The following is a 20,220-nucleotide window of genomic DNA, read 5'->3' on the forward strand; positions in this document are numbered from 1 at the left end:
AGCGGTAATCCCGGGTCGTCTAAGGGCAAGACGTCAGATTTTGGTTCTGATCATGGGGGTTCGAGTCCTCCCCCGGGAGCCCCTGCTCGGTTCGGGTCCTGACTGCCAACAGCGAAGTCAGGACCCGCTCCCAATCTCCCCCCAGAACACCCCCGGTATCCTGCGGTTGTCCACACCCCCTCCACAGCCGAAGGGCATCCCGTGAGCGCCATTCGCCCGGCAGCCGTCGTCGTTCTCGCAGCGGGTGAGGGCACCCGTATGAAGTCGGCCACACCGAAGGTCCTGCACGAGCTCTGCGGCCGCAGCCTGGTGGGGCATGTGCTGGCCGCCGCCGGCGAGCTGGAGCCGGAGCACCTGGTGGTGGTGGTCGGGCACGCGCGGGAGCAAGTGACCGAGCACCTGGCCGCCGTCGCGCCCGGCGTGCGCACCGCGGTGCAGGCGGAGCAGAACGGCACCGGGCACGCGGTGCGGATGGGCCTGGAGGAGCTGGGCGGCGGCGTCGACGGGACCGTGGTCGTGGTCTGCGGCGACACCCCGCTGCTCACCGCCGGCACGCTGCGGCGGCTCGCGCAGACGCACTCCGACGACGGCAACGCCGTCACGGTGCTCACGGCCGAGGTCCCGGACGCGACCGGTTACGGCCGGATCGTCCGGGACGAGGCGACGGGCGCCGTCACCGCGATCGTGGAGCACAAGGACGCGTCGGAGGCGCAGCGGCTGATCCGGGAGATCAATTCCGGTGTGTTCGCGTTCGACGGCCGGCTGCTGGCGGACGCGCTGGGCAAGGTGCGTACGGACAACAGTCAGGGTGAGGAGTACCTGACGGACGTGCTCGGGATCCTGCGGGAGGCGGGGCACCGGGTGGGTGCGTGTGTGGCCGGGGATCACCGGGAGATCGCGGGGATCAACAACCGGCTGCAGCTGGCCGAGGCGCGGCGGATTCTGAACGACCGGCTGCTGGAGCGGGCGATGCTGGCGGGGGTGACGGTCGTGGATCCGGCCACGACGTGGGTGGATGTGTCGGTGACGTTCGAGCGGGACGTGGTGGTGCATCCGGGCACGCAGTTGCAGGGTTCGACGCATCTCGCCGAGGGGTGTGAGGTGGGTCCGAACAGCCGGCTGCGGGACACGCGTGTGGGTGCCGGGGCGCGGGTGGACAACACGGTTTCCGACGGGGCCGAGGTGGGTCCGGAGGCGACTGTGGGGCCGTTCGCGTATCTGCGGCCGGGGACGCGTCTGGGGCGCAAGGGCAAGATCGGGACGTACGTCGAGACGAAGAACGCGTCGATCGGCGAGGGGACGAAGGTTCCGCATCTGTCGTATGTCGGTGACGCGACGATCGGTGACCACACCAACATCGGTGCGGCGAGTGTGTTCGTGAATTACGACGGTCAGGAGAAGCATCACACGACGGTCGGGTCGCACTGCCGTACCGGTTCGGACAACATGTTTGTGGCTCCTGTCACGATCGGGGACGGTGCCTATACGGCTGCCGGCTCCGTGATCACCAAGGATGTGCCGCCCGGCTCGCTGGCCGTGGCCCGTGGTCAGCAGCGGAATATCGAGGGTTGGGTGGCTCGTAAGCGTCCTGGGAGCGCGGCGGCGAAGGCGGCCGAGGCGGCGTCCCGGGATCCGGAAGGCGAAGGCTGACCGGAAACAGGTGCGTCTGGGACGGCGTACCGTGATAAGTGCACACCCGCACCCCACCAGCTGAGACGACGGATCTCGCGCCCCAGCTGCGAGACGTCGTGTCAACACCCCAGCTGAGACACCTCTGAGGAGAAAGTGCTGTGACCGGGATCAAGACGACCGGCGAGAAGAAGATGATGTTCTTCTCCGGCCGCGCCCACCCCGAGCTTGCCGAGGAGGTCGCCCACCAGCTGGGTGTCGGGGTCGTCCCGACGAAGGCCTTCGACTTCGCCAATGGCGAGATCTATGTCCGCTACCAGGAGTCGGCGCGTGGCGCGGACTGCTTCCTGATCCAGAGCCACACGGCTCCGATCAACAAGTGGATCATGGAGCAGCTGATCATGATCGACGCGCTGAAGCGTGCGTCGGCCCGTTCCATCACGGTCATCGTGCCGTTCTACGGTTACGCGCGGCAGGACAAGAAGCACCGTGGCCGGGAACCGATCTCGGCGCGGCTGATCGCGGATCTGATGAAGACGGCGGGTGCGGACCGCATCCTGACCGTGGATCTGCACACGGACCAGATCCAGGGCTTCTTCGACGGTCCGGTGGACCACCTGTTCGCGCTGCCGCTGCTGGCGGACTACGTGGGCAAGCGGGTGGACCGGGAGAAGCTGACGGTCGTGTCGCCGGACGCGGGCCGGGTGCGGGTCGCGGACCGCTGGTGCGACCGGCTGGGTGCGCCGCTGGCGATCGTGCACAAGCGGCGTGACAAGGACGTGGCGAACCAGGTGACGGTCCACGAGGTCGTGGGCGAGGTCAAGGGCCGGGTGTGTGTCCTGGTCGACGACATGATCGACACGGGTGGCACGATCTGCGCCGCGGCGGACGCGCTGTTCGCGCACGGTGCGGAGGACGTGATCGTGACGGCGACGCACGGTGTGCTGTCGGGTCCGGCGGCGGACCGGCTGAAGAACTCGCGGGTGAGCGAGTTCGTGTTCACGAACACGCTGCCGACGCCGGGTGAGCTGGCGCGGGATCTGGACAAGCTGACGGTGCTGTCGATCGCGCCGACGATCGCGCGGGCGGTGCGTGAGGTGTTCGAGGACGGTTCGGTGACGAGCCTGTTCGACGAGCAGTAGGCCTGGCGGGGCTTCTGCCTGATCGATTTTTCCGGCGGCCTCCCCGCCGAGTAGACTTCTCGGGTTGCTCGGCGAGGGAGGCCGTACCCGTGCGGTACGGCGGTCCGTTATCGACGCGCTCTTCGTAGCAGGCCGTTCGTGGCCGGGTGACCCGTCCGTTCCGCTTCCTACGAGGAGTGATCATCATGTCCGAGGTGAAGCTCACCGCCGAGACCCGTACCGAGTTCGGTAAGGGTGCCGCCCGTCGTATCCGCCGTGACAACAAGGTTCCGGGTGTGCTGTACGGCCACGGTTCCGACCCGCTGCACCTGACCTTCCCGGGTCACGACCTGCTGCTGGCGCTGCGTACGCCGAACGTCCTGATCTCGCTGGACATCGACGGCAAGACCCAGGAGCTGGCGATTCCGAAGGCCGTGCAGCGTGACCCGCTGAAGGGCTTCCTGGAGCACGTCGACCTGCAGCTGGTCCAGCGGGGCGAGAAGGTCACGGTGGAGATCCCGGTCCACACCGAGGGCGAGCTGGCCCCGGGTGGCAACCTGCTGGAGCACGTGCTGAACGCGCTGCCGGTGGAGACCGAGGCCACGCACATCCCGGAGGCCGTGACGGTGTCCGTGGAGGGTCTGGCGGCCGGTGCCTCCGTCCTGGCCAAGGACATCGAGCTGCCGAAGGGCACCACGCTGGCCGTCGAGGAGGACGCCGTGGTGCTGCAGGTCCTGGCCGCGCAGGCCGAGGAGGCCGCCGAGGGCGAGGGTGCCGAGGGCGGCGAAGGGTCCGCCGAGGCCTGATCCTCAGCTTCGTCGTTTCGTCAGCCGCTGTCTTCCCGGGGGGTTCTTTCGTGGGGGACGGCGGCTGGCGCGTATCCAAGGAGACATGGACGTGACGACCGACGCGGGTGCGCCCTGGCTGATCGTGGGGCTGGGGAATCCGGGGCCGGAGTACGCGATGAACCGGCACAACGTCGGTTTCATGGTGGCGGATCTGCTGGCGGAGCGGATCGGTGGCAGGTTCAAGCGGGCGGGCAAGGCGCAGGCGCAGGTCGTGGAGGGCCGGATCGGTCCGCCGGGGCCGGCGAGCCGGCGGGTGGTCCTGGCGAAGCCGATGTCGTACATGAACCTGTCGGGTGGTCCGGTGAACGCGCTGCGGGACTTCTACAAGGTGCCGGTGGGCCACATCGTGGCGGTGCACGACGAGCTGGACATCGACTACGGGACGCTGCGGCTGAAGCTGGGCGGCGGTGACAACGGGCACAACGGGCTGAAGTCGATGACGAAGGCGATGGGTCCGGACTATCACCGGGTGCGGTGCGGGATCGGGCGTCCGCCGGGGCGGATGCAGGTGGCGGACTTCGTGCTGCGGGACTTCTCGTCGGCGGAGCGCAAGGAGCTGGACTGGTTCGTGGACCGGGCGGCGGACGCGGTGGAGTGTCTGGTGACCGAGGGTCTGGAGCGGGCGCAGAGCGCGTACAACTCCTGACCTGGTACAACTCCCGACTTGTCCCTTACGCGAGTTGACTGGCCGTGCGGGCATGGCCAAGGATCGCGGCCATGCCTTCTGCGGTCGTCTCCCGTCAGGGTGCGGACGCCGTGCTGCGCTTCGGCCGGTTCGCGGCGATGGGCGCGGTGACGGCACTGATCCTCGTCGCCGGTGTGTGGGCCTCGTGGGGGTCCGCGCAGTACGTCATGCTCACCAAGGGGCGGGAGCGCGGCACCGTCGAGGTCGGGCGGTGCGGCGAGGACGTCTGCGCCGGTCCGTACCGGCCGTTGTCGCCGGGCTCGCAGCCTCGCGAGCGGGTGGTGCTGGAGCGTTCGGCCGCGGTGCGCGAGGGGCGGACGTACGCGGTGGTGCTGAAGCCGGACGGCGCCGAGGCGGTGCGCTCGGGTCCGGCGGGGGTTCTGTACGCCTGGGTGCCGATGGGGGGCGCGCTGCTGCTCGCGTCGGTGGTGGTCGCGGGGGGTCTGCGGCGGGTGCGGGCGGCGTGGGTGCTGGCGGGGGCGGGGTTCGCGCTGATCACGGCGGCGTTCGTGGTGGTGTGACCGCCGGTGGTCGCGGTGGTGTGACGGGTGTTTCCGTGGTGGTGTGACGGTCGGTTTTCGGGATGGGCCGATACGTCTGACCGGGTTTCACCGTTGTCCTGTGCGTGGAGCGTTGGATCGTTGCCTGTTCGTGCTTGATCCGTCACCGGGGTGGGACGCAAACTGAGCCGCCCCCTCCACATCTTCCCCGTTCGTCACACGAAGATGGACTACTGCTTCATGCGAACCCTTCCCCGCGCCGGCGCCGTGTGCGCCGTCGCCGCGGCCACGCTGCTCCTGTCCCCCGCCGCCCACGCCACCCCTCCGGGAGACAACGGCACCGTCAAGATCCATGACGCGGCCACCGGCGAGGAGCTGCGCAAGAACGAGCCGCACGTCTGCACCTTCTACCTGGACGCGTTCGGTTTCGACGCGGGCCAGAAGGTCGACTGGCACATCGAGGCCTGGGCGCCGACCGCCGACGTCAAGGGCGAGACGGTGAAGTCCGGCTCGCTGACCCTGGACGCCGACGGCCACGAGCGCACGGCGGACATGACCCTCCCCGACGGCCACTACAAGCTGTTCTGGACCTTCGAGGGCAAGCACGGCGCCCCGAAGCACAAGGTGTTCTGGACGGACTGCGAGGAGGACGAGGGCGGCCAGCCCGGTACGACGCCGTCCGCCTCGCCGTCGGAGTCGACCGGTGCGTCCGAGACGCCGGGCGCGTCCCCGAGCGTGTCCGAGGGCGCCTCCGAGGGCCCGTCGGGCTCGCCCTCGGGCTCGCCGTCGGACGCCCCGTCGGGCAGCCCGTCCGAGGGCGCGACCCCGGGCGCCTCGGAGAGCGGTGCGGCCACCCCGGCCGCGTCCCCGTCCCCGCAGGGCGGCACCGAGGGTGACCTGGCCGAGACCGGCAGCAGCGCCCCGGTGGGCCTGCTGGCGGGCGTGGCCGCGGCGCTGGTGGCCGCGGGCGGCTTCCTGGTGGTCCGCCGCCGCAAGGCCCAGCAGGGCTGACCCGGTACGGCACGAAAGCGGCGCCCCCACGCTCGGTGAGCGTGGGGGCGCCGTCGTGTGCGCGGGGCGGGGTCAGCCGGTGTTGCGCAGGCCCGCCGCGACACCGTTGACGGTGAGCAGCAGCGCCCGCGACAGCAGCGGGTCGACTTCCTCGTCGGCGGCGGCCGCGTCGCGGTGCCGCTTGAGCAGGGCGACCTGGAGGTAGGAGATCGGGTCCAGGTAGGCGTCGCGGATGGCGAAGGTCTGCTTGAGCACCGGCTGGGCGTCGAGGAGTTCCTCCTCGCCGGTGACGCGCAGGACCTCGCGGACGGTCAGCTCGTGTTCCGCCTCGATGGTGTCGAAGACGTGCTTGAGCTCGTCGGGGACGAGGGTGTCGACGTAGTGGCGGGCGATGCGCAGGTCGGTCTTCGCGAGGGTCATCTCGACGTTGGAGATGAAGTTCCGGAAGAAGTGCCACTGGCCGTACATCTCGTCGAGCACGGTGTCGAGGCCGGCCTCGCGCAGCGCCTTGAGGCCGGAGCCGACGCCGAACCAGCCGGGGACGATCTGCCGGGACTGGGTCCAGCCGAACACCCAGGGGATGGCGCGCAGGCCGTCGAGCGAGACGCCGGAGCCGGGGCGGCGGGAGGGCCGGGAGCCCAGGTGCAGGTCGGCGAGCTGGTCGACCGGCGTGGAGGCGAGGAAGTACGCCGGCAGGTCGGGGTCCTCGACCAGGCGGCGGTAGGCGGAGTGGGCGGCGTCGGAGACGACGTCCATGGCGGCGTCCCAGCGGGCGAGGGCCTCGGTGGACTGGCGGGGCGCGGTGTGCAGGGCGGACGCCTGGAGGGTGGCGGCGACCGTCAGTTCCAGGTTCTCGCGGGCCAGGGACGGGATGAGGTACTTGTCGGAGATGACCTCGCCCTGCTCGGTGACCTTGATCTCGCCTTCGAGGGTGCCCCAGGGCTGGGCGAGGATCGCGTCGTGGGTGGGGCCGCCGCCGCGGCCGACGGTGCCGCCGCGGCCGTGGAAGAGGCGCAGGCGCACGCCGTAGCGGTGGGCGACGTCGCGCAGCCGGCGCTGGGCGCGGTGGATCTCCCACTGGCTGGTGGTGATGCCGCCGAACTTGGAGGAGTCGGAGTAGCCGAGCATGACCTCCTGGACGTCGCCCCGGAGCGCGACGAGGCGCCGGTAGGACGGGTCGGAGAGCATGTCCTCGAGGATGGTGTCGGCGGCCTTCAGCTCGTCGGTGGTCTCCAGGAGGGGCACGATGCCGATCTTGGCCCAGCCGGCGTGCAGGTCGATGAGGCCGGCCTCGCGGGCGAGGACGGCGGCGGCGAAGACGTCGTCGGCGCCCTGGCACATGGAGATGATGTACGACTCGATGACCTCGGGTCCGAAGACCTCCAGGGCCCGCTTGACGGTCTGGAAGACGCCGAGGGTCTTGGCGCCGGCCTCGTCGACGGGCGCCGGGCTGGGGGCGAGGGGCCGCCGCGAGCGGAGTTCCTTGGCGAGCAGCTTGGTGCGGTAGTCGCGGGGCATGTCCGCGTACCGCCAGGACTCCTCGCCGAGCCGGTCGAAGAGCTGGCCGAGGGCGTGGTGGTGGGCGTCGGCGTGTTCGCGGACGTCCATGGTGGCGAGCTGGAGGCCGAAGGCGGCCAGGGTGCGGATGGTGCGGTTCATCCGGCCCTCGGCGAACAGGCCGCCGCGGTGCTCGCGCAGCGAGGTCTGGATGAGGGTGAGGTCGGCCAGCAGCTCGGAGGTGCCGAGGTAGTCGCGGCCGGGCTCGTGCGGGGTGCCCTTGGCGAGGCGGAGCTTGGTGTTCTCCAGCTTCTGCCGGATGCAGGTGGCCTTGAGCCGGTAGGGCTCCTCGGCGTTGAGGCGCTTGTAGCGGGGGCTGATCTCGGGCAGGTTGTCGAGGTCGGCCTTCAGGGATGCCAGCAGCTCGGGGGTGGCGCCGCTGTAGCGGATGGAGTTCGACAGGAAGCCGCGCAGCTCGTCGATCATCTCCAGCGCGTCGTTGATGCCGTGCTCGTGCTGGAGGATGAGGATGTCCCAGGTCACCTGGGGGGTGACGTTGGGGTTGCCGTCGCGGTCGCCGCCGATCCAGGTGCCGAAGGTGAGCGGGCGGGTGTCGTCGGGGAGTGTGACGCCGACGCGTTCCAGTTCGGCGGTGAGGTCTTCCAGGACGTCGCCGACGGCGTTGGCGTGCAGTTCGTCCAGGTAGTAGATGGCGTTGCGGGCCTCGTCGGCCGGTTCGGGGCGGACGACGCGCAGTTCGTCGGTCTGCCACACGAGGTCGATGTTCTCGGCGAGGCGGACGTCGTGGCGGCGCCGGTCGGAGTCGAGGACGGGGGTGTCGAGGAGGGCGGCGATGCGGCGCAGCTTGTTGAGCACCGAGCGGCGCGCGGCCTCGGTGGGGTGGGCGGTGAAGACGGGGCGGACGTTGAGGTTGCGTACCGTCTCGCGCAGGTGTTCGGGGTCGGCGTCCTTGAGCCGGTCGGCCGTGCGGGCCAGCAGGCCGCCCTCGGCGGCGCGCCTGGCGCGCAGTTCGCGGCCGCGGTGCACCTGCTCGGTGACGTTGGCGAGGTGGAAGTAGGTGGAGAAGGCGCGGACCAGCTTGGCCGCGGTCTCCAGTTCGGTGCCTCGCAGCAGCTCGGCGGCGGCCTCGCCGTCCTCGCGGGTGAGGCGGCGGACCTTTTCGACGAGCTCCAGCAGCTCGGGGCCTTCCTGCCGCACCAGGGTCTCACCGAGGAGATCACCCAGCCGGCGGATGTCGGCGCGCAGCGCGCTGCTGTTCGTCGTGGTCTGGTCGTCGGCACTGCTCACAGGTGCGGCTCCTTGCAGTGTTGAAGCTCGTCTGGGAGGGGAACCCGGACGGCGTCTCGTAAGGCGGCTTGCCGCATACGGGCCGGACATCCGGGAAGTAACAGAGCGGACCGCGCTGTCCGACCGACATCAAGGATAGGTGTCCACGTTGACGCGCAGGCTTTCGGGCTCTTGCCGCCGGGCAAGGCACTGCCATACTTACGACACCGTAGGTTACGGAACCGTAGGGAGCTGCCCCGGTCCCGCACCGCGGAATCCTTCTTGACCCTCGACCCCACAGGGGACGCCCATGACCCCAAGCTCCGATGTGATCCACAACGCCTCGCAGTCGACCGCCGACTCCGCAGCCGCAGTGCCGTCCGCCACGCTGGGCGGTGAGAAGAAGCGGTCCGTCGAACAAATCACGCTGCTGCTCTTCATCATCGTCCCGTTCCTCGCCCTGGTCGCGGCCGTGCCGCTGGCCTGGGGCTGGGGCGTGAGCTGGCTGGATCTCGGCCTGCTGGTCTTCTTCTACTTCCTCGGCTGCCACGGCATCACGATCGGCTTCCACCGCCACTTCACCCACGGTTCGTTCAAGGCCAAGCGCCCGCTGAAGATCGCGCTGGCCATCGCCGGCTCGATGGCGGTGGAGGGCCCGCTCGTCCGCTGGGTGGCCGACCACCGCAAGCACCACAAGTTCTCCGACGCGGAGGGTGACCCGCACTCCCCGTGGCGGTACGGCGAGACCGTTCCCGCACTGATCAAGGGCCTGTGGTGGGCGCACATCGGATGGATGTTCGACGAAGAGCAGACGCCGCAGGACAAGTACGCGCCGGATCTGATCAAGGACAGGACGCTGCGCGCGATCTCCCGTCAGTTCGTGCTGTGGACGATCGTGTCGCTGGGCCTGCCCGCGCTGATCGGCGGCCTGGTGACGATGTCCTGGTGGGGCGCGTTCACCGCGTTCTTCTGGGGCTCGCTCGTGCGGGTGGCACTGCTGCACCACGTGACGTGGTCGATCAACTCGATCTGCCACGCGGTGGGCAAGCGCCCGTTCAAGTCGCGCGACCGCTCGGGCAACGTGTGGTGGCTGGCGATCCTGTCGTGCGGCGAGTCCTGGCACAACCTGCACCACGCGGACCCCACGTCGGCGCGCCACGGTGTGATGCGCGGCCAGCTGGACTCCTCGGCCCGGCTGATCCGTTGGTTCGAACAGCTCGGCTGGGCGTATGACGTGCGCTGGCCGTCACGCTCGCGTATCGATTCCCGCCGCAACGCCGGGGAAGACGGTTCCCGGCGCCGGAAGGAGGCCGCCAAGGCGGCATGATGGACGCCGTGGCGACCGACTCCAGCAGTACCTCGAACAGTGACAAGCCGCGGCGCGCGCGCCGTACCCGAATGACCGGTGCGGAGCGACGCCAGCAGCTGCTGGAGATCGGTCGCACCCTCTTCGCCGCGAAGGGCTTCGAGGGCACGTCGGTGGAGGAGATCGCCGCGAAGGCGGGGGTCTCGAAGCCGGTGGTGTACGAGCACTTCGGCGGCAAGGAAGGGCTGTACGCGGTCGTCGTGGACCGCGAGATGCGGCGCCTGTTGGACATGGTGACCGGCTCGCTGACCGCCGGACACCCCCGCGAACTGCTGGAACAGGCGGCGTTCGCGCTGCTGGACTACATCGAGGAGTACACGGACGGCTTCCGGATCCTCGTCCGCGACTCCCCCATCCCCCAGTCCACGGGCTCCTTCGCCTCGCTGATCTCGGACATCGCCACGCAGGTGGAGGACATCCTCGGCAAGGAGTTCAAGAGCCGCGGCTTCGACCCGAAGCTGGCGCCGCTGTACGCCCAGGCCCTGGTCGGGATGGTCGCCCTGACCGGCCAGTGGTGGCTGGAGGTCCGCCGCCCGAAGAAGGCGGAGGTCGCGGCCCACCTGGTGAACCTCGCCTGGCACGGCCTGGACGGCCTGGAGCCCAAGCCGCGGTTGATCGGGCACCGCAAGAGCTGAGCGCAGCGACCACAAGGTTAATCTTGTGGCACCGTGTGCACATGACCGAGATCACGATCAGCGCGGCCCGTTCCCAGCTCGGCGACCTGGTCCGCCGCGCGGCCCACAGCCGCGAGACCATCGCCATCACCGACCACGGCCACGTGGCCGCACTGCTGGTGTCTCCTCAGGGATAGAGGATCTCGAGGACGCCCTGGCGGTCGCCGACTATGAGCGACGCAAGGCCGAGGGCAAGATCGGCGAAGGCATCCCGCACGAGGAAGTCGGGCGCGTCCTGGGGCTGCGCCCGTGACCTACCGCATCGTCTGGGAGCCGGAGGCCACGAACGCGGCCGTGCGGTTCCTCAAAGACGACCCGTCACGGCTCGCCGCCGTTTACGAAGCCGTCGACGGACTCGCCGAGCACCCCCGCCCCGCCAACTCCGTCGCCTACGGCCCCGGTATCCGGCGCCTCCGGGTCGGCGACTACCGAGTCCTGTACGTCATCGACGACGGCACGATCCACATCCTGGCCACCCACCTGGGCCGCAGACCCCGATGAGGGCTCACCTGCCACGCCGTGCCACCGCGAACACCCGGCGGAACGGGAACGGCGTGCCGTGCCGGGTCGGCGGGTACGCCTCGCGCAGGGCGTCGCGGTAGGCGCGTACGACATCCTCCCGGGCCTCGGGATCGTCGGCGAGGGCCGTGAGCACCGGGCGCAGGGCCGTGCCCTTCACCCAGTCCAGGACCGGGTCCTCGCCCTTGAGGAGATGGACGTACGTCGTCTCCCAGACGTCGGTCTCACAGCCGAGGTCCGTCAGGCGGCTCAGGTAGTCCACCGGCGTGAGGACGGCGTTCTCGTGCCGCACGACCCCGGCGAGGCCGTGGCGCTGGGCCGTCTCCCGCAGCAGCCGGTGGCTGGGGGCGTCGAAGTTGCCGGGGACCTGGAAGGCGAGGGTGCCGCCGGGGGTGAGGGCGGCGATCCAGTCGGGGAAGCGGTCGGCGTGACCGGGGATCCACTGGAGGGTGGCGTTGCTGATGATCAGGTGGTGCGGTCCGGCGGGCGTCCAGGTGCGGACGTCGGCCGCGCGGAAGTCCAGGCGGCCGCCGCCCGGGGTGGGCCCACCGGTGGCCCGGGCGAGCATCTCGGGCGAGTTGTCGTAGCCCGTGACACGGGCGGTGGGCCAGCGCTGCGCGAGGAGGGCCGTCAGGGTGCCGGGGCCGCAGCCGAGGTCGGCGATGCGGGGCGGTCCGGCGGAAAGGTCCGGGACGCGGGCCAGGAGGTCGGCGAAGGGGCGGGCGCGAGGGCCGGCGTGACGCAGGTACTGCGCGGGGTCCCAGGTCGGATCAGCCATGACGGCAGCGTGACAAGCCAGGTCTCTTGACGTCAAGAGACTTCACGTCGACACAACCACTACACTGATCGCCATGGAGGACGAGGTCGATCGGCTGGTCGCGGCGTGGCGCCGGGAGCGCCCGGACCTCGACGTGGAACCACTCGAGGTGCTCAGCCGGGTGAGCAGGCTCGCCCGGCATCTGGACCGCGCCCGTCGGCTGGCCTTCTCCGAGCACAGCCTGGAGCCCTGGGAGTTCGACGTGCTGACCGCGCTGCGGCGCGCGGGCACGCCCTACCAGCTCTCCCCCGGTCAGCTGCTGACGCAGACCCTGGTGACGTCCGGGACGATGACCAACCGGATCGACCGGCTCGCCAAGAAGGGCCTGGTGGAGCGGCTGCCCGACCCCAGCGACCGGCGCGGGGTGCTGGTCCGCCTCACCGACGAGGGCCGCGACCGCGCCGACCAGGCGCTGGCCGGGCTGCTGGACCAGGAGCGCGCCATCCTCGCCGAGCTGTCCCGCGCCCAGCGCGGGGAACTGGCCGCCCTGCTACGCCAGCTGACCGCCCCGTTCGACAACATCCCCGGTTAGGTCGGCCGGCCCCACCCCGGCCCGCCGGGCGAGCGCGACGGCGGCGAGCGTGGAGTGCACCCCCAGCTTGCCCAGCACGTTCTGCATGTGCGTACGCACCGTGTGCGGGCTGAGGAACAGCCGCTCGGCCACCGCCTTGCGGCCGAGCCCCGCCACCATGCAGCGCAGCACCTCCCGCTCGCGCGGGGTCAGCGACTCCACCAGCCGCTCGCTCTCGGTGCGGTGCCGGCGCGCGGCGGTCAGCTCGCGCAGCACGCCGGTGAGCAGTGCGGGCGGCAGATGCGTCTCGTCCCGCAGCACCCCGCGGATCACGGTGAGCAGCCGGGACAGGGAGCAGTCCTTCGCGACCCACCCGGAGGCGCCCGCCTGCAGCGCGAGGGCCGCCCGGCGCGGGTCGTCCTTCTCCGCGAGGACCACGATCCGCACTCCGGGGTGTGCCGAGCGCACGCTGGTGACCAGGGAGATCCCGTCGACGGCGCCGTCCTCGCCGCTCTCGCGCGGCGCGGGTACGGCGGCCACCGCGGGCCGGGGCAGCGGCGCGGCCAGGCCCCCGCCGAGGTCGGCGTCCACGAGCAGGACGTCGAACCGCCGGCCCTCGGCCGCCGCGCGTTCCAGGCTGCGCAGCGCGGCCGGGCCGCTGCCCGCCGCGGACACGTCGACGTCGGGTTCGGCGGCCAGGGCGGCCGCCAGCGACTCGGCGAAGATGCGGTGGTCGTCGACGACCAGGACTCGGATGCGAACCACTGATACCCCCACTGGTCCGGACAAACCCGGAACACGAAGAACCGGCGCGGGTACGGCGCCCGGGCGGTGTGGCGACCACGACCGCACGGCCACCGCCGTGCCATGACTGCTACCCCCGCCGCGAGCGCCGTACCCGACTTTGTCTCGCCCCCTGAAACAGCACCGGCCCCCACCGGTGCCAGTTCCTCAGAGTACGGGCGGGTGGCCGCGGCGGAAGGTTATTTGCAGAACTGGCAGTCTGCCGCGTTTATGGTGAGCCGCATGTTTCGTCTGGAGACAGAAGTCGACAAGGCCCGGCGCGATCTTCTCCGTTCGCGGCTGCGCGACACCAACTCCGCGGCCTCGCCGGTGCTGGCGGCGCTGAGAGGCACGCCGGGGGCGCGCGAAGTGCCGTTGCACGTCTGGGCGTCGGACGAGACGGGCGAACTGGCGGGCGGGCTGGTCGGCCACACCTGGGCGACCTGGCTGCACGTGACGTACCTGTGGGTCGACGCGCCGCACCGGGGCGCCGGTCTGGGCGGCCGGCTGCTGGCCGAGGCGGAGCGCGTCGCCCGCGACGAACGCGGCTGCGGGGCCGCGCGGTTGGAGACCTGGGACTTCCAGGCGCCCGGCTTCTACGAGAAGCGGGGATACGAGGTGGTGTGCGTGATCCCCGACTATCCGCCGGGGATCACCGAGTACACCCTGGTGAAGAGGTTCTGGACGAACCGGTTCGAGAGAAACCCGCTCCGGGCGGGGCGGGGCTAGCCGATCCGCCGCGCCCCCGGTGACGGCACCGCCTCGAACACCCGCGGCGCGGTGAAGCCGGCCGCGGCGAAGGCCTCCTCGACGGCCTTGGTGACCGTGTCGACGTCGGCCGCCTCGGTGAGGACGATCGCCGAGCCGCCGAAGCCGCCGCCGGTCATCCGGGCGCCCAGCGCGCCCGCCGCGAGCGCGGTGTCCACGACCAGGTCCAGCTCCGGGCAGGAAATCCGGAAGTCGTCGCGCAGCGAGGCGTGGCCCTCGGTGAGGACCGGGCCGATCGCCCGGGTGTCGCCGGACTCCAGCAGGGCGACGACCCGCTCGACCCGCTCGTCCTCGGTCACCACGTGCCGGACCAGGCGGCGCACCTCCTCGTCGTCGCCGAGCCGCTCCAGCGCCGCGTCGAGTTCCGCGTACGGGACGTCGCGCAGGGCGTCCACGCCGAGCAGTGCGGCGCCCTTCTCGCAGCCGGCGCGGCGCTTGCCGTACTCGCCGGTGGAGTGCTCGTGCTTGACCCGGGTGTCGACCACCAGCAGGCGCATGCCCTCGGCGGCGAGGTCGAAGGGGATCTGCTTCTGCGACAGGTCGCGGGTGTCGAGGAAGAGGGCGTGGCCGTCGGTGCAGCAGGCGGAGGCGGTCTGGTCCATGATGCCGACGGGGGCGCCGACGTAGACGTTCTCGGCGCGCTGGCACAGGCGGGCCAGCTGCCAGCCCTTCAGGCCCAGCTCGTACAGGTCGTTCAGGGCGAGGGCGACGACGACCTCCAGGGCGGCCGACGAGGACAGGCCGGCGCCCGCGGGGACGGTGGAGGCGAGGTGGATGTCGGCGCCGGTCACCGGGTGCCCGGCCTCGCGCAGCGCCCAGACGACGCCCGCGGGGTAGGCGGTCCAGCCCTTGTCCGTCTCCGGTGCGAGGTCGTCCAGGCGCAGCTGTGTGACGCCGCCCTCGACGTCGGCGGAGTGCAGCCGCAGCAGGCCGTCGGTGCGCCGGGCGACGGCGGCGACGGCGGTGTGGGGCAGCGCGAAGGGCATCACGAAGCCGTCGTTGTAGTCGGTGTGCTCACCGATGAGATTGACGCGGCCCGGCGCCGCCCAGACGCCCTCGGGTTCGGCCCCGTACAGCCGGACGAAGTCGTCCCGCACCTGCTGTGCGCCCACGCTCACTGCTCCCTTGCGATGTACTGCGCGAACTCCCACGCGTCCGCGACGATGCCCGCGAGGTCCGCGCGGGTCGGGTTCCAGCCCAGCTTCTCGCGGGCGGTGGCGGCGGAGGCCACCAGGACCGCGGGGTCGCCGCCGCGGCGCGGGGCGGTCACCTCGGGGATGGGGTGGCCGGTGACCCGGCGGGCGGTCTCGATGACCTCGCGGACGGAGAAGCCGTTGCCGTTGCCGAGGTTGCAGATCAGGTGCTCGCCGGGCGCGGTGGCCTTCAGGGCCAGCAGGTGGGCCTCGGCGAGGTCCGCGACGTGGATGTAGTCGCGGATGCAGGTGCCGTCCGGGGTGGGGTAGTCGTCGCCGTAGACGGAGATGGCGTCGCGGCGGCCCTGGGCGACCTGGAGGACGAGCGGGATGAGGTGGGACTCGGGGTCGTGGCGCTCGCCGCAGGTGCCGTAGGCGCCGGCCACGTTGAAGTAGCGCAGCGAGACGGCGCCGAGGCCGTGGGCCCTGGCCTCGCCGGTGATCATGTGGTCGACGGCGAGCTTGGAGGCGCCGTAGGGGGAGGTGGGGGCGGTCGGGTCGGTCTCGGTGATGGGCGTGCTGACGGGCTCGCCGTAGGTGGCGGCGGTGGAGGAGAAGACGAGCTTGCGCACGCCGGCCTCGCGCATCGCGGCGAGCAGCGCCATGGTGCCGCCGACGTTGTTGTCCCAGTACTTCTCCGGCTTGACCACCGACTCGCCGACCTGGGAGAAGGCGGCGAAGTGCAGCACGGCGTCGTAGGAGGAGTCGAGCCACTTGGCGGCGTCGCGGATGTCGCCCTCGATGAACGCGGCCCCGGCGGGGACGCCCTCGCGGAAGCCGGTGGAGAGGTTGTCCAGGACGGTGACCTCGGCGCCCGCCTCCAGCAGATGCCGGGCGACCACGCTGCCGACGTATCCCGCGCCTCCCGTGACCAGGTACCTACCACTCATCAACTCGCTACCTCTCGCAGTCGCTCGGCCGCGCGCTCCGGCGGCACGTCGTTGATGAACACGCTCATGCCGGACTCGGAACCCGCGAGGTACTTCAGCTTGCCGGAAGTCCGTCGGATGGTGAAAAGCTCCAGGTGGAGCGCGAAGTCGTCACGTGTGACGCCCTCGAACTCCTCCAGTTGGCCGAAGGGCGCCTGGTGCCAGGCGGCGATGTACGGCGTCGGCGGCTCACCCTCGCCGAAGATCCGGTCGAAGCGCCTCAAGAGTTCCAGATAAACCTGGGGGAACTCTGAGCGCGCCTCCTCGCCGAGCGCCAGCAGGTCGGGCACGCGGCGCTTGGGGTACAGGTGGACCTCGTACGGCCAGTGGGCGGCGTACGGGACGAAGGCCGCCCAGTGTTCACCCTCAAGGACGACCCGCTCGCCGGCCAGTTCCCGCTGAAGGACGGCGTCGAACAGGTTCTCTCCGCCGGTGGCGTCCTTGTGGGCGGCGAGCGAACGCAGCATCAGGGCGGTGCGCGGGGTGGTGAACGGGTAGGCGTAGATCTGCCCGTGCGGGTGCTGGAGGGTGACCCCGATCTCGGCACCCCGGTTCTCGAAGCAGAACACCTGTTCCACGGAGGGCAGATGGGAAAGCTCCGACGTCCGGTCGGTCCAGGCGTCCAGGACCAGCCGCGCCTGCTCCTCGCTCAGGTCGGCGAAGGACGAGGTGTGGTCGGAGGTGAAGCAGACGACCTCGCAGCGGCCGGAGTCGCCGGCCAGCGAGGGGAAACGGTTCTCGAAGACCACGACGTCGTACGACGTGTCGGGGATCTCGCTGAGCCGGTCGCCCTCGGACGGGCACAGCGGGCACTCGTCGGCCGGCGGGTGGTAGGTGCGGCCCTGCCGGTGCGAGGCGATGGCGACGGAGTCGCCGAGCAGCTCGTCGTGGCGGATCTCGGAGGTCGTCACGGTCCGGTCCAGCGGACGGCGGTCGACCGCGTCGCGCACGGCGTCGTCGCGCAGGTCGTAGTAGATCAGCTCACGACCGTCCGCCAGCCGGGTCGAGGTCTTCTTCACCGCGGACTCCTCATTCGGGCCACCCCATCGCTAAGCCCACCCATCAAACAGAACCAAACACATCGAAACACAACTCACCACGACCGTCAACATCACAATCAAACAAAGAGCATCACCAAAAGTGTTCAATTACTGAACGCGGAGGCGTAGGTTCCGCCACGGATCAGTTCGCGCAACGAAGCGAGTACTTATGCAAACCCCCACATACGCCGCCTCACAGCTGGCGGCCGAGCTGCGACTCCCCACGAACTGGCTCGACTACACGATCCTCGGGATCTACTTCGTCGTCGTCCTGGGCATCGGCTTCGCCGCCAGGCGCTCGGTGAAGACCAGCCTCGACTTCTTCCTCTCCGGCCGCTCCCTGCCCGCCTGGGTCACCGGTCTGGCGTTCATCGCCGCCAACCTGGGCGCGACCGAGATCCTGGGCATGGCGGCCAACAGCGCGCAGTACGGCGTCTACACCACCCACTGGTACTGGATCGGCGCCATCCCGGCCATGGTCTTCCTCGGCCTGGTGATGATGCCCTTCTACTACGGCTCGAAGGTGCGCTCGGTCCCCGAGTTCCTGCTGCTGCGCTTCGACAAGGCGGCGCACCTGCTCAGCTCGATCCTGTTCGCCTTCGCCGCCATCCTGATCGCCGGCGTCAACCTCTACGCCCTCGCCATCGTCGTCGAGGCGCTGCTGGGCTGGCCGGAGTGGGTGGCGATCGTGGTCGCCGGCTTCTTCGTCCTGGCGTACATCACCCTGGGCGGCCTGTCCTCGGCGATCTACAACGAGGTGCTGCAGTTCTTCGTGATCCTGGCCGCGCTCATCCCGATCACGGTGCTCGGGCTGAAGTCGGTCGGCGGCTGGGACGGGCTCTCCGACAAGCTCACCGCCCAGCACGGCGGCGACTTCATGACCTCCTGGGGCGGCACCGGCATCGGCGAGGCCAACCCGCTGGGCGCCAACTGGCTGACGATCGTCCTCGGCCTCGGCTTCGTCCTCTCCTTCGGCTACTGGACGACGAACTTCGCCGAGGTGCAGCGCGCCCTGTCCGCGAAGAACCTCTCCGCCGCCCAGCGCACCCCGCTGATCGCCGCCTTCCCGAAGATCTTCATCGTCTTCCTGGTGATGATCCCGGGCCTGGTCGCGGCGGCGCTGGTCCCGCGGATCGGCACACCGGACTCCGACCTGCAGTACAACGACGCCATCCCGTACCTGATGGAGTCCCTGCTGCCGAACGGCGTGCTGGGCATCGCGGTGACGGGCCTGCTGGCGGCGTTCATGGCCGGCATGGCGGCGAACGTGTCGTCCTTCAACACCGTCTTCACCACGGACATCTGGGCGAAGTACGTGGTCCGCGGCCGCGAGGACGCGTACTACGTGCGGTTCGGGCGCCTGATCACCGCGATCGGTGTGCTGGCCTCCATCGGCACGGCGTTCCTGGCCTCGTCCTTCTCCAACATCATGAGCTACCTCCAGACGCTGTTCTCCTTCTTCAACGTGCCGATGTTCGTCGTCTTCATCATCGGCATGTTCTGGAAGCGGGCGTCGATGAAGTCCGGCTTCTGGGGCCTGATCGCGGGCACCACCGCGGCGATGGTGAACTACTTCTGGATCTACAAGCAGGGCATCGTCGACATCCCCTCCGACCAGGGCGCCAACTTCGTCTCCGCGATCGCGGGCTTCGTGGCCGGCGCGGTCGTCATGGTGGCGGTCTCCCTGTTCACCAAGCCCAAGCCGGCCGCGGAACTCCAGGGCCTGGTCTACGGCACCGTCTCCCCCGGCATGTCCGAGCCGCCCGCCCCCGGCGACGAGGCCTGGTACCGCAAGCCGGCCCTGCTGGGCTGGAGCGCGGTCATCCTGGCCGCCGCCTGCTACATCCCGTTCTCGTTCTGACCGGAGGCCCGACACATCATGTCCGAACACCCCGAGCACGGGTACAGCGAGCAGGACGTCCTGCGCGAGGTCACGGAACTGGAGGGCAAGTCCGCGACCGCGGCCCGCCTCTTCGACATCCGCCGCATCATCGGCGGCCTCTTCGTGATCTACGGCGTCATCGTCACCATCGCCGGCCTCACCGACGACGACGCCGCGATCGACAAGGCCCAGGGCGTCAACATCAACCTCTGGACCGGCCTGGGCATGCTGGCCCTGGGCCTGTTCTTCCTCATCTGGCTGAAGCTCCGGCCCACGGCCCCGCCGCCGCCGGATGTGGTTCCGGAGGAGAAGCGGGCCGAGTAGACCGGATACGGGGCCGGGACCCACGCGAGGGTCCCGGCCCTTCGCATGTCTAGGCGCCCCCGCGGTGGGAGCCGTCCCCCGTGAGCCGCATCCCACGCGACTCGGCGACCCGCAGCGCGGCACCCGGACACTCGGCGAGCCGCAGCCCGGCGTACCGCAACTCGGCGTGCGGGGACAGGGGGTCGTCGAGAACCTGCCGGGTGACGGCGAGCACGTCGGCGCCGACGGCGAGCTGCCGCGCTTCGGCGGAGTCGGCCAGCCGGGAGAGGTACCCGTCTCCGGTGCCGGGCAGGAGACAGCAGGGTTCGCCCTCGGGAGAGGTCCACGGCAACAGGCGGACGGCGGGCTCCGGATCGGTGGACTGCGGCTGCTCCATCAGGCGGCCACCTCTTGGAGGTAGGGGCGGACGAGGCGGGTGGCTGCGCCGTCGAGGGGGTGGTCGAGGCCGTAGGGGAATCGCAGTAGGCGCCCGCCTGGCGTCGGAGCCCGATCTCGCAGCCCAGTACGGCGTCGGCATCAACACCCTGCGTCGCGCCATCCGGGAACTCAGGGAACGCGGCGTCGTGGACACCGTCCCCGCGAAGGGAACCTTCGTGATCGCCGTCCCCGAGCCGGAGGGAGACGCCTCCCACGGCGACGAATAAGGCCATGGACTGGAAGGCCTACGCGGAGGCTCGCGAGGCGGAGCTCGCCGCGGCGCGCGAGCGCGGCCCGTCCCATCTCGTCGACCTGCAATGGCGGCAGTTGCGGGAACGGGCCGCTGAAGCCGGATACACCGGCTTCTGGTCCTTCTGGATGCGGCTGCCGAGCCGAGGCTGCGGCGGCTCTTCCCGTTC

General features: G+C 70.5%; 21 protein-coding genes, 1 tRNA gene and 1 pseudogene. 16 read left to right on the forward strand and 7 right to left on the reverse strand.

The window, feature by feature from the left end:
- The first annotated feature begins 8 nt into the window (after positions 1 to 8).
- The 7 genes from G7Z13_RS14795 (at position 9) to G7Z13_RS14825 (ending at position 5,794) form a co-directional block, all read left to right on the forward strand.
- Positions 9 to 79 (forward strand) — tRNA-Gln (locus G7Z13_RS14795).
- Positions 80 to 201: 122 nt separating this feature from the next.
- Positions 202 to 1,650, forward strand: coding sequence for a bifunctional UDP-N-acetylglucosamine diphosphorylase/glucosamine-1-phosphate N-acetyltransferase GlmU (glmU, locus tag G7Z13_RS14800; protein WP_165999551.1), 1,449 nt, complete (start codon positions 202 to 204; stop codon positions 1,648 to 1,650).
- Between the two features lie 140 nt (positions 1,651 to 1,790).
- A complete protein-coding gene (locus tag G7Z13_RS14805; RefSeq protein WP_165999553.1) occupies positions 1,791 to 2,771 on the forward strand; it encodes a ribose-phosphate diphosphokinase in 981 nt (326 codons plus the stop codon).
- Positions 2,772 to 2,956: 185 nt separating this feature from the next.
- Positions 2,957 to 3,556: a 50S ribosomal protein L25/general stress protein Ctc gene (locus G7Z13_RS14810; protein WP_165999555.1), complete on the forward strand. Its 600-nt coding sequence runs from the start codon at positions 2,957 to 2,959 to the stop codon at positions 3,554 to 3,556.
- Positions 3,557 to 3,641: 85 nt separating this feature from the next.
- Entirely contained in the window at positions 3,642 to 4,244 is a 603-nt protein-coding gene (pth, locus tag G7Z13_RS14815) for an aminoacyl-tRNA hydrolase (protein ID WP_165999557.1), read from the forward strand.
- A gap of 71 nt (positions 4,245 to 4,315) precedes the next feature.
- On the forward strand, positions 4,316 to 4,804 hold the full coding sequence (locus G7Z13_RS14820; RefSeq protein ID WP_165999559.1) for a hypothetical protein: 489 nt from the start codon (positions 4,316 to 4,318) through the stop codon (positions 4,802 to 4,804).
- 219 nt (positions 4,805 to 5,023) lie between these two features.
- Complete coding sequence (locus G7Z13_RS14825) at positions 5,024 to 5,794, forward strand: LPXTG cell wall anchor domain-containing protein (RefSeq protein ID WP_165999561.1); 771 nt, start codon at positions 5,024 to 5,026, stop codon at positions 5,792 to 5,794.
- 72 nt (positions 5,795 to 5,866) lie between these two features.
- Here G7Z13_RS14825 and ppc read toward each other — a convergent pair whose 3' ends face one another.
- A complete protein-coding gene (gene ppc / locus G7Z13_RS14830; RefSeq protein ID WP_165999563.1) occupies positions 5,867 to 8,599 on the reverse strand; it encodes a phosphoenolpyruvate carboxylase in 2,733 nt (910 codons plus the stop codon).
- A 289-nt stretch (positions 8,600 to 8,888) separates the two neighbouring features.
- Between ppc and G7Z13_RS14835 the strand changes: the two genes are divergently transcribed.
- From G7Z13_RS14835 to G7Z13_RS14850, 4 genes and pseudogenes are all read left to right on the forward strand, one after another.
- A complete protein-coding gene (locus G7Z13_RS14835; RefSeq protein WP_165999565.1) occupies positions 8,889 to 9,905 on the forward strand; it encodes a fatty acid desaturase in 1,017 nt (338 codons plus the stop codon).
- Positions 9,902 to 10,579, forward strand: a complete 678-nt coding sequence (locus tag G7Z13_RS14840; RefSeq protein ID WP_165999567.1) for a TetR/AcrR family transcriptional regulator — start codon at positions 9,902 to 9,904, stop codon at positions 10,577 to 10,579. The genes G7Z13_RS14835 and G7Z13_RS14840 overlap by 4 nt, the downstream gene beginning before the upstream one ends.
- Before the next feature lie 41 nt (positions 10,580 to 10,620).
- Positions 10,621 to 10,871 (forward strand): annotated as a pseudogene (locus tag G7Z13_RS14845) (type II toxin-antitoxin system Phd/YefM family antitoxin).
- On the forward strand, positions 10,868 to 11,119 hold the full coding sequence (locus G7Z13_RS14850) for a type II toxin-antitoxin system RelE/ParE family toxin (protein ID WP_165999570.1): 252 nt from the start codon (positions 10,868 to 10,870) through the stop codon (positions 11,117 to 11,119). The pseudogene G7Z13_RS14845 and the gene G7Z13_RS14850 overlap by 4 nt, the downstream one beginning before the upstream one ends.
- Positions 11,120 to 11,123: 4 nt before the next feature.
- Here the strand turns inward: G7Z13_RS14850 and G7Z13_RS14855 are convergent, their stop codons facing one another.
- Complete coding sequence (locus G7Z13_RS14855) at positions 11,124 to 11,915, reverse strand: trans-aconitate 2-methyltransferase (protein ID WP_165999572.1); 792 nt, start codon at positions 11,913 to 11,915, stop codon at positions 11,124 to 11,126.
- Positions 11,916 to 11,988: 73 nt separating this feature from the next.
- On the opposite strand from G7Z13_RS14855, the gene tamR reads away from it, so the two are divergent.
- Positions 11,989 to 12,486 carry a MarR family transcriptional regulator TamR gene (gene tamR / locus G7Z13_RS14860; protein ID WP_019753616.1) on the forward strand — a complete coding sequence of 166 codons (498 nt, stop codon included), beginning with the start codon at positions 11,989 to 11,991 and terminating at the stop codon, positions 12,484 to 12,486.
- Here the strand turns inward: tamR and G7Z13_RS14865 are convergent.
- Positions 12,445 to 13,230, reverse strand: a complete 786-nt coding sequence (locus G7Z13_RS14865; RefSeq protein ID WP_165999574.1) for a response regulator transcription factor — start codon at positions 13,228 to 13,230, stop codon at positions 12,445 to 12,447. The two genes, tamR and G7Z13_RS14865, sit on opposite strands and share 42 nt — an antisense overlap.
- A gap of 249 nt (positions 13,231 to 13,479) precedes the next feature.
- On the opposite strand from G7Z13_RS14865, the gene G7Z13_RS14870 reads away from it, so the two are divergent.
- Positions 13,480 to 13,977, forward strand: coding sequence for an N-acetyltransferase (locus G7Z13_RS14870; RefSeq protein ID WP_206313076.1), 498 nt, complete (start codon positions 13,480 to 13,482; stop codon positions 13,975 to 13,977).
- Here the strand turns inward: G7Z13_RS14870 and galK are convergent.
- Genes galK through galT form a run of 3 tightly spaced genes read right to left on the reverse strand, consistent with a single transcriptional unit; the run spans position 13,974 to position 17,157 of the window.
- Positions 13,974 to 15,128, reverse strand: coding sequence for a galactokinase (gene galK / locus G7Z13_RS14875; protein ID WP_165999577.1), 1,155 nt, complete (start codon positions 15,126 to 15,128; stop codon positions 13,974 to 13,976). The genes G7Z13_RS14870 and galK overlap by 4 nt on opposite strands.
- 2 nt (positions 15,129 to 15,130) lie before the next feature.
- Positions 15,131 to 16,099, reverse strand: coding sequence for a UDP-glucose 4-epimerase GalE (galE, locus tag G7Z13_RS14880; RefSeq protein ID WP_165999579.1), 969 nt, complete (start codon positions 16,097 to 16,099; stop codon positions 15,131 to 15,133).
- Positions 16,099 to 17,157, reverse strand: coding sequence for a galactose-1-phosphate uridylyltransferase (galT, locus tag G7Z13_RS14885; protein ID WP_165999581.1), 1,059 nt, complete (start codon positions 17,155 to 17,157; stop codon positions 16,099 to 16,101). Before galT ends, galE begins: the two co-directional genes overlap by 1 nt.
- A 190-nt stretch (positions 17,158 to 17,347) precedes the next feature.
- Between galT and G7Z13_RS14890 the strand changes: the two genes are divergently transcribed.
- On the forward strand, positions 17,348 to 19,039 hold the full coding sequence (locus tag G7Z13_RS14890) for a sodium:solute symporter family protein (protein ID WP_165999583.1): 1,692 nt from the start codon (positions 17,348 to 17,350) through the stop codon (positions 19,037 to 19,039).
- Positions 19,040 to 19,057: 18 nt separating this feature from the next.
- Positions 19,058 to 19,384: a hypothetical protein gene (locus G7Z13_RS14895; protein ID WP_165999585.1), complete on the forward strand. Its 327-nt coding sequence runs from the start codon at positions 19,058 to 19,060 to the stop codon at positions 19,382 to 19,384.
- Between the two features lie 49 nt (positions 19,385 to 19,433).
- On the opposite strand, the gene G7Z13_RS14900 is transcribed toward G7Z13_RS14895, so the two are convergent.
- Positions 19,434 to 19,760, reverse strand: coding sequence for a hypothetical protein (locus G7Z13_RS14900; RefSeq protein WP_165999587.1), 327 nt, complete (start codon positions 19,758 to 19,760; stop codon positions 19,434 to 19,436).
- 79 nt (positions 19,761 to 19,839) lie between these two features.
- Here G7Z13_RS14900 and G7Z13_RS14905 point away from each other — a divergent pair, with 79 nt between their 5' ends.
- Positions 19,840 to 20,028: a winged helix-turn-helix domain-containing protein gene (locus tag G7Z13_RS14905; protein WP_240926492.1), complete on the forward strand. Its 189-nt coding sequence runs from the start codon at positions 19,840 to 19,842 to the stop codon at positions 20,026 to 20,028.
- Positions 20,029 to 20,220 lie beyond the last annotated feature (192 nt).

It is taken from the genome of Streptomyces sp. JB150 (assembly GCF_011193355.1).
Taxonomy (GTDB): Bacteria; Actinomycetota; Actinomycetes; order Streptomycetales; family Streptomycetaceae; genus Streptomyces.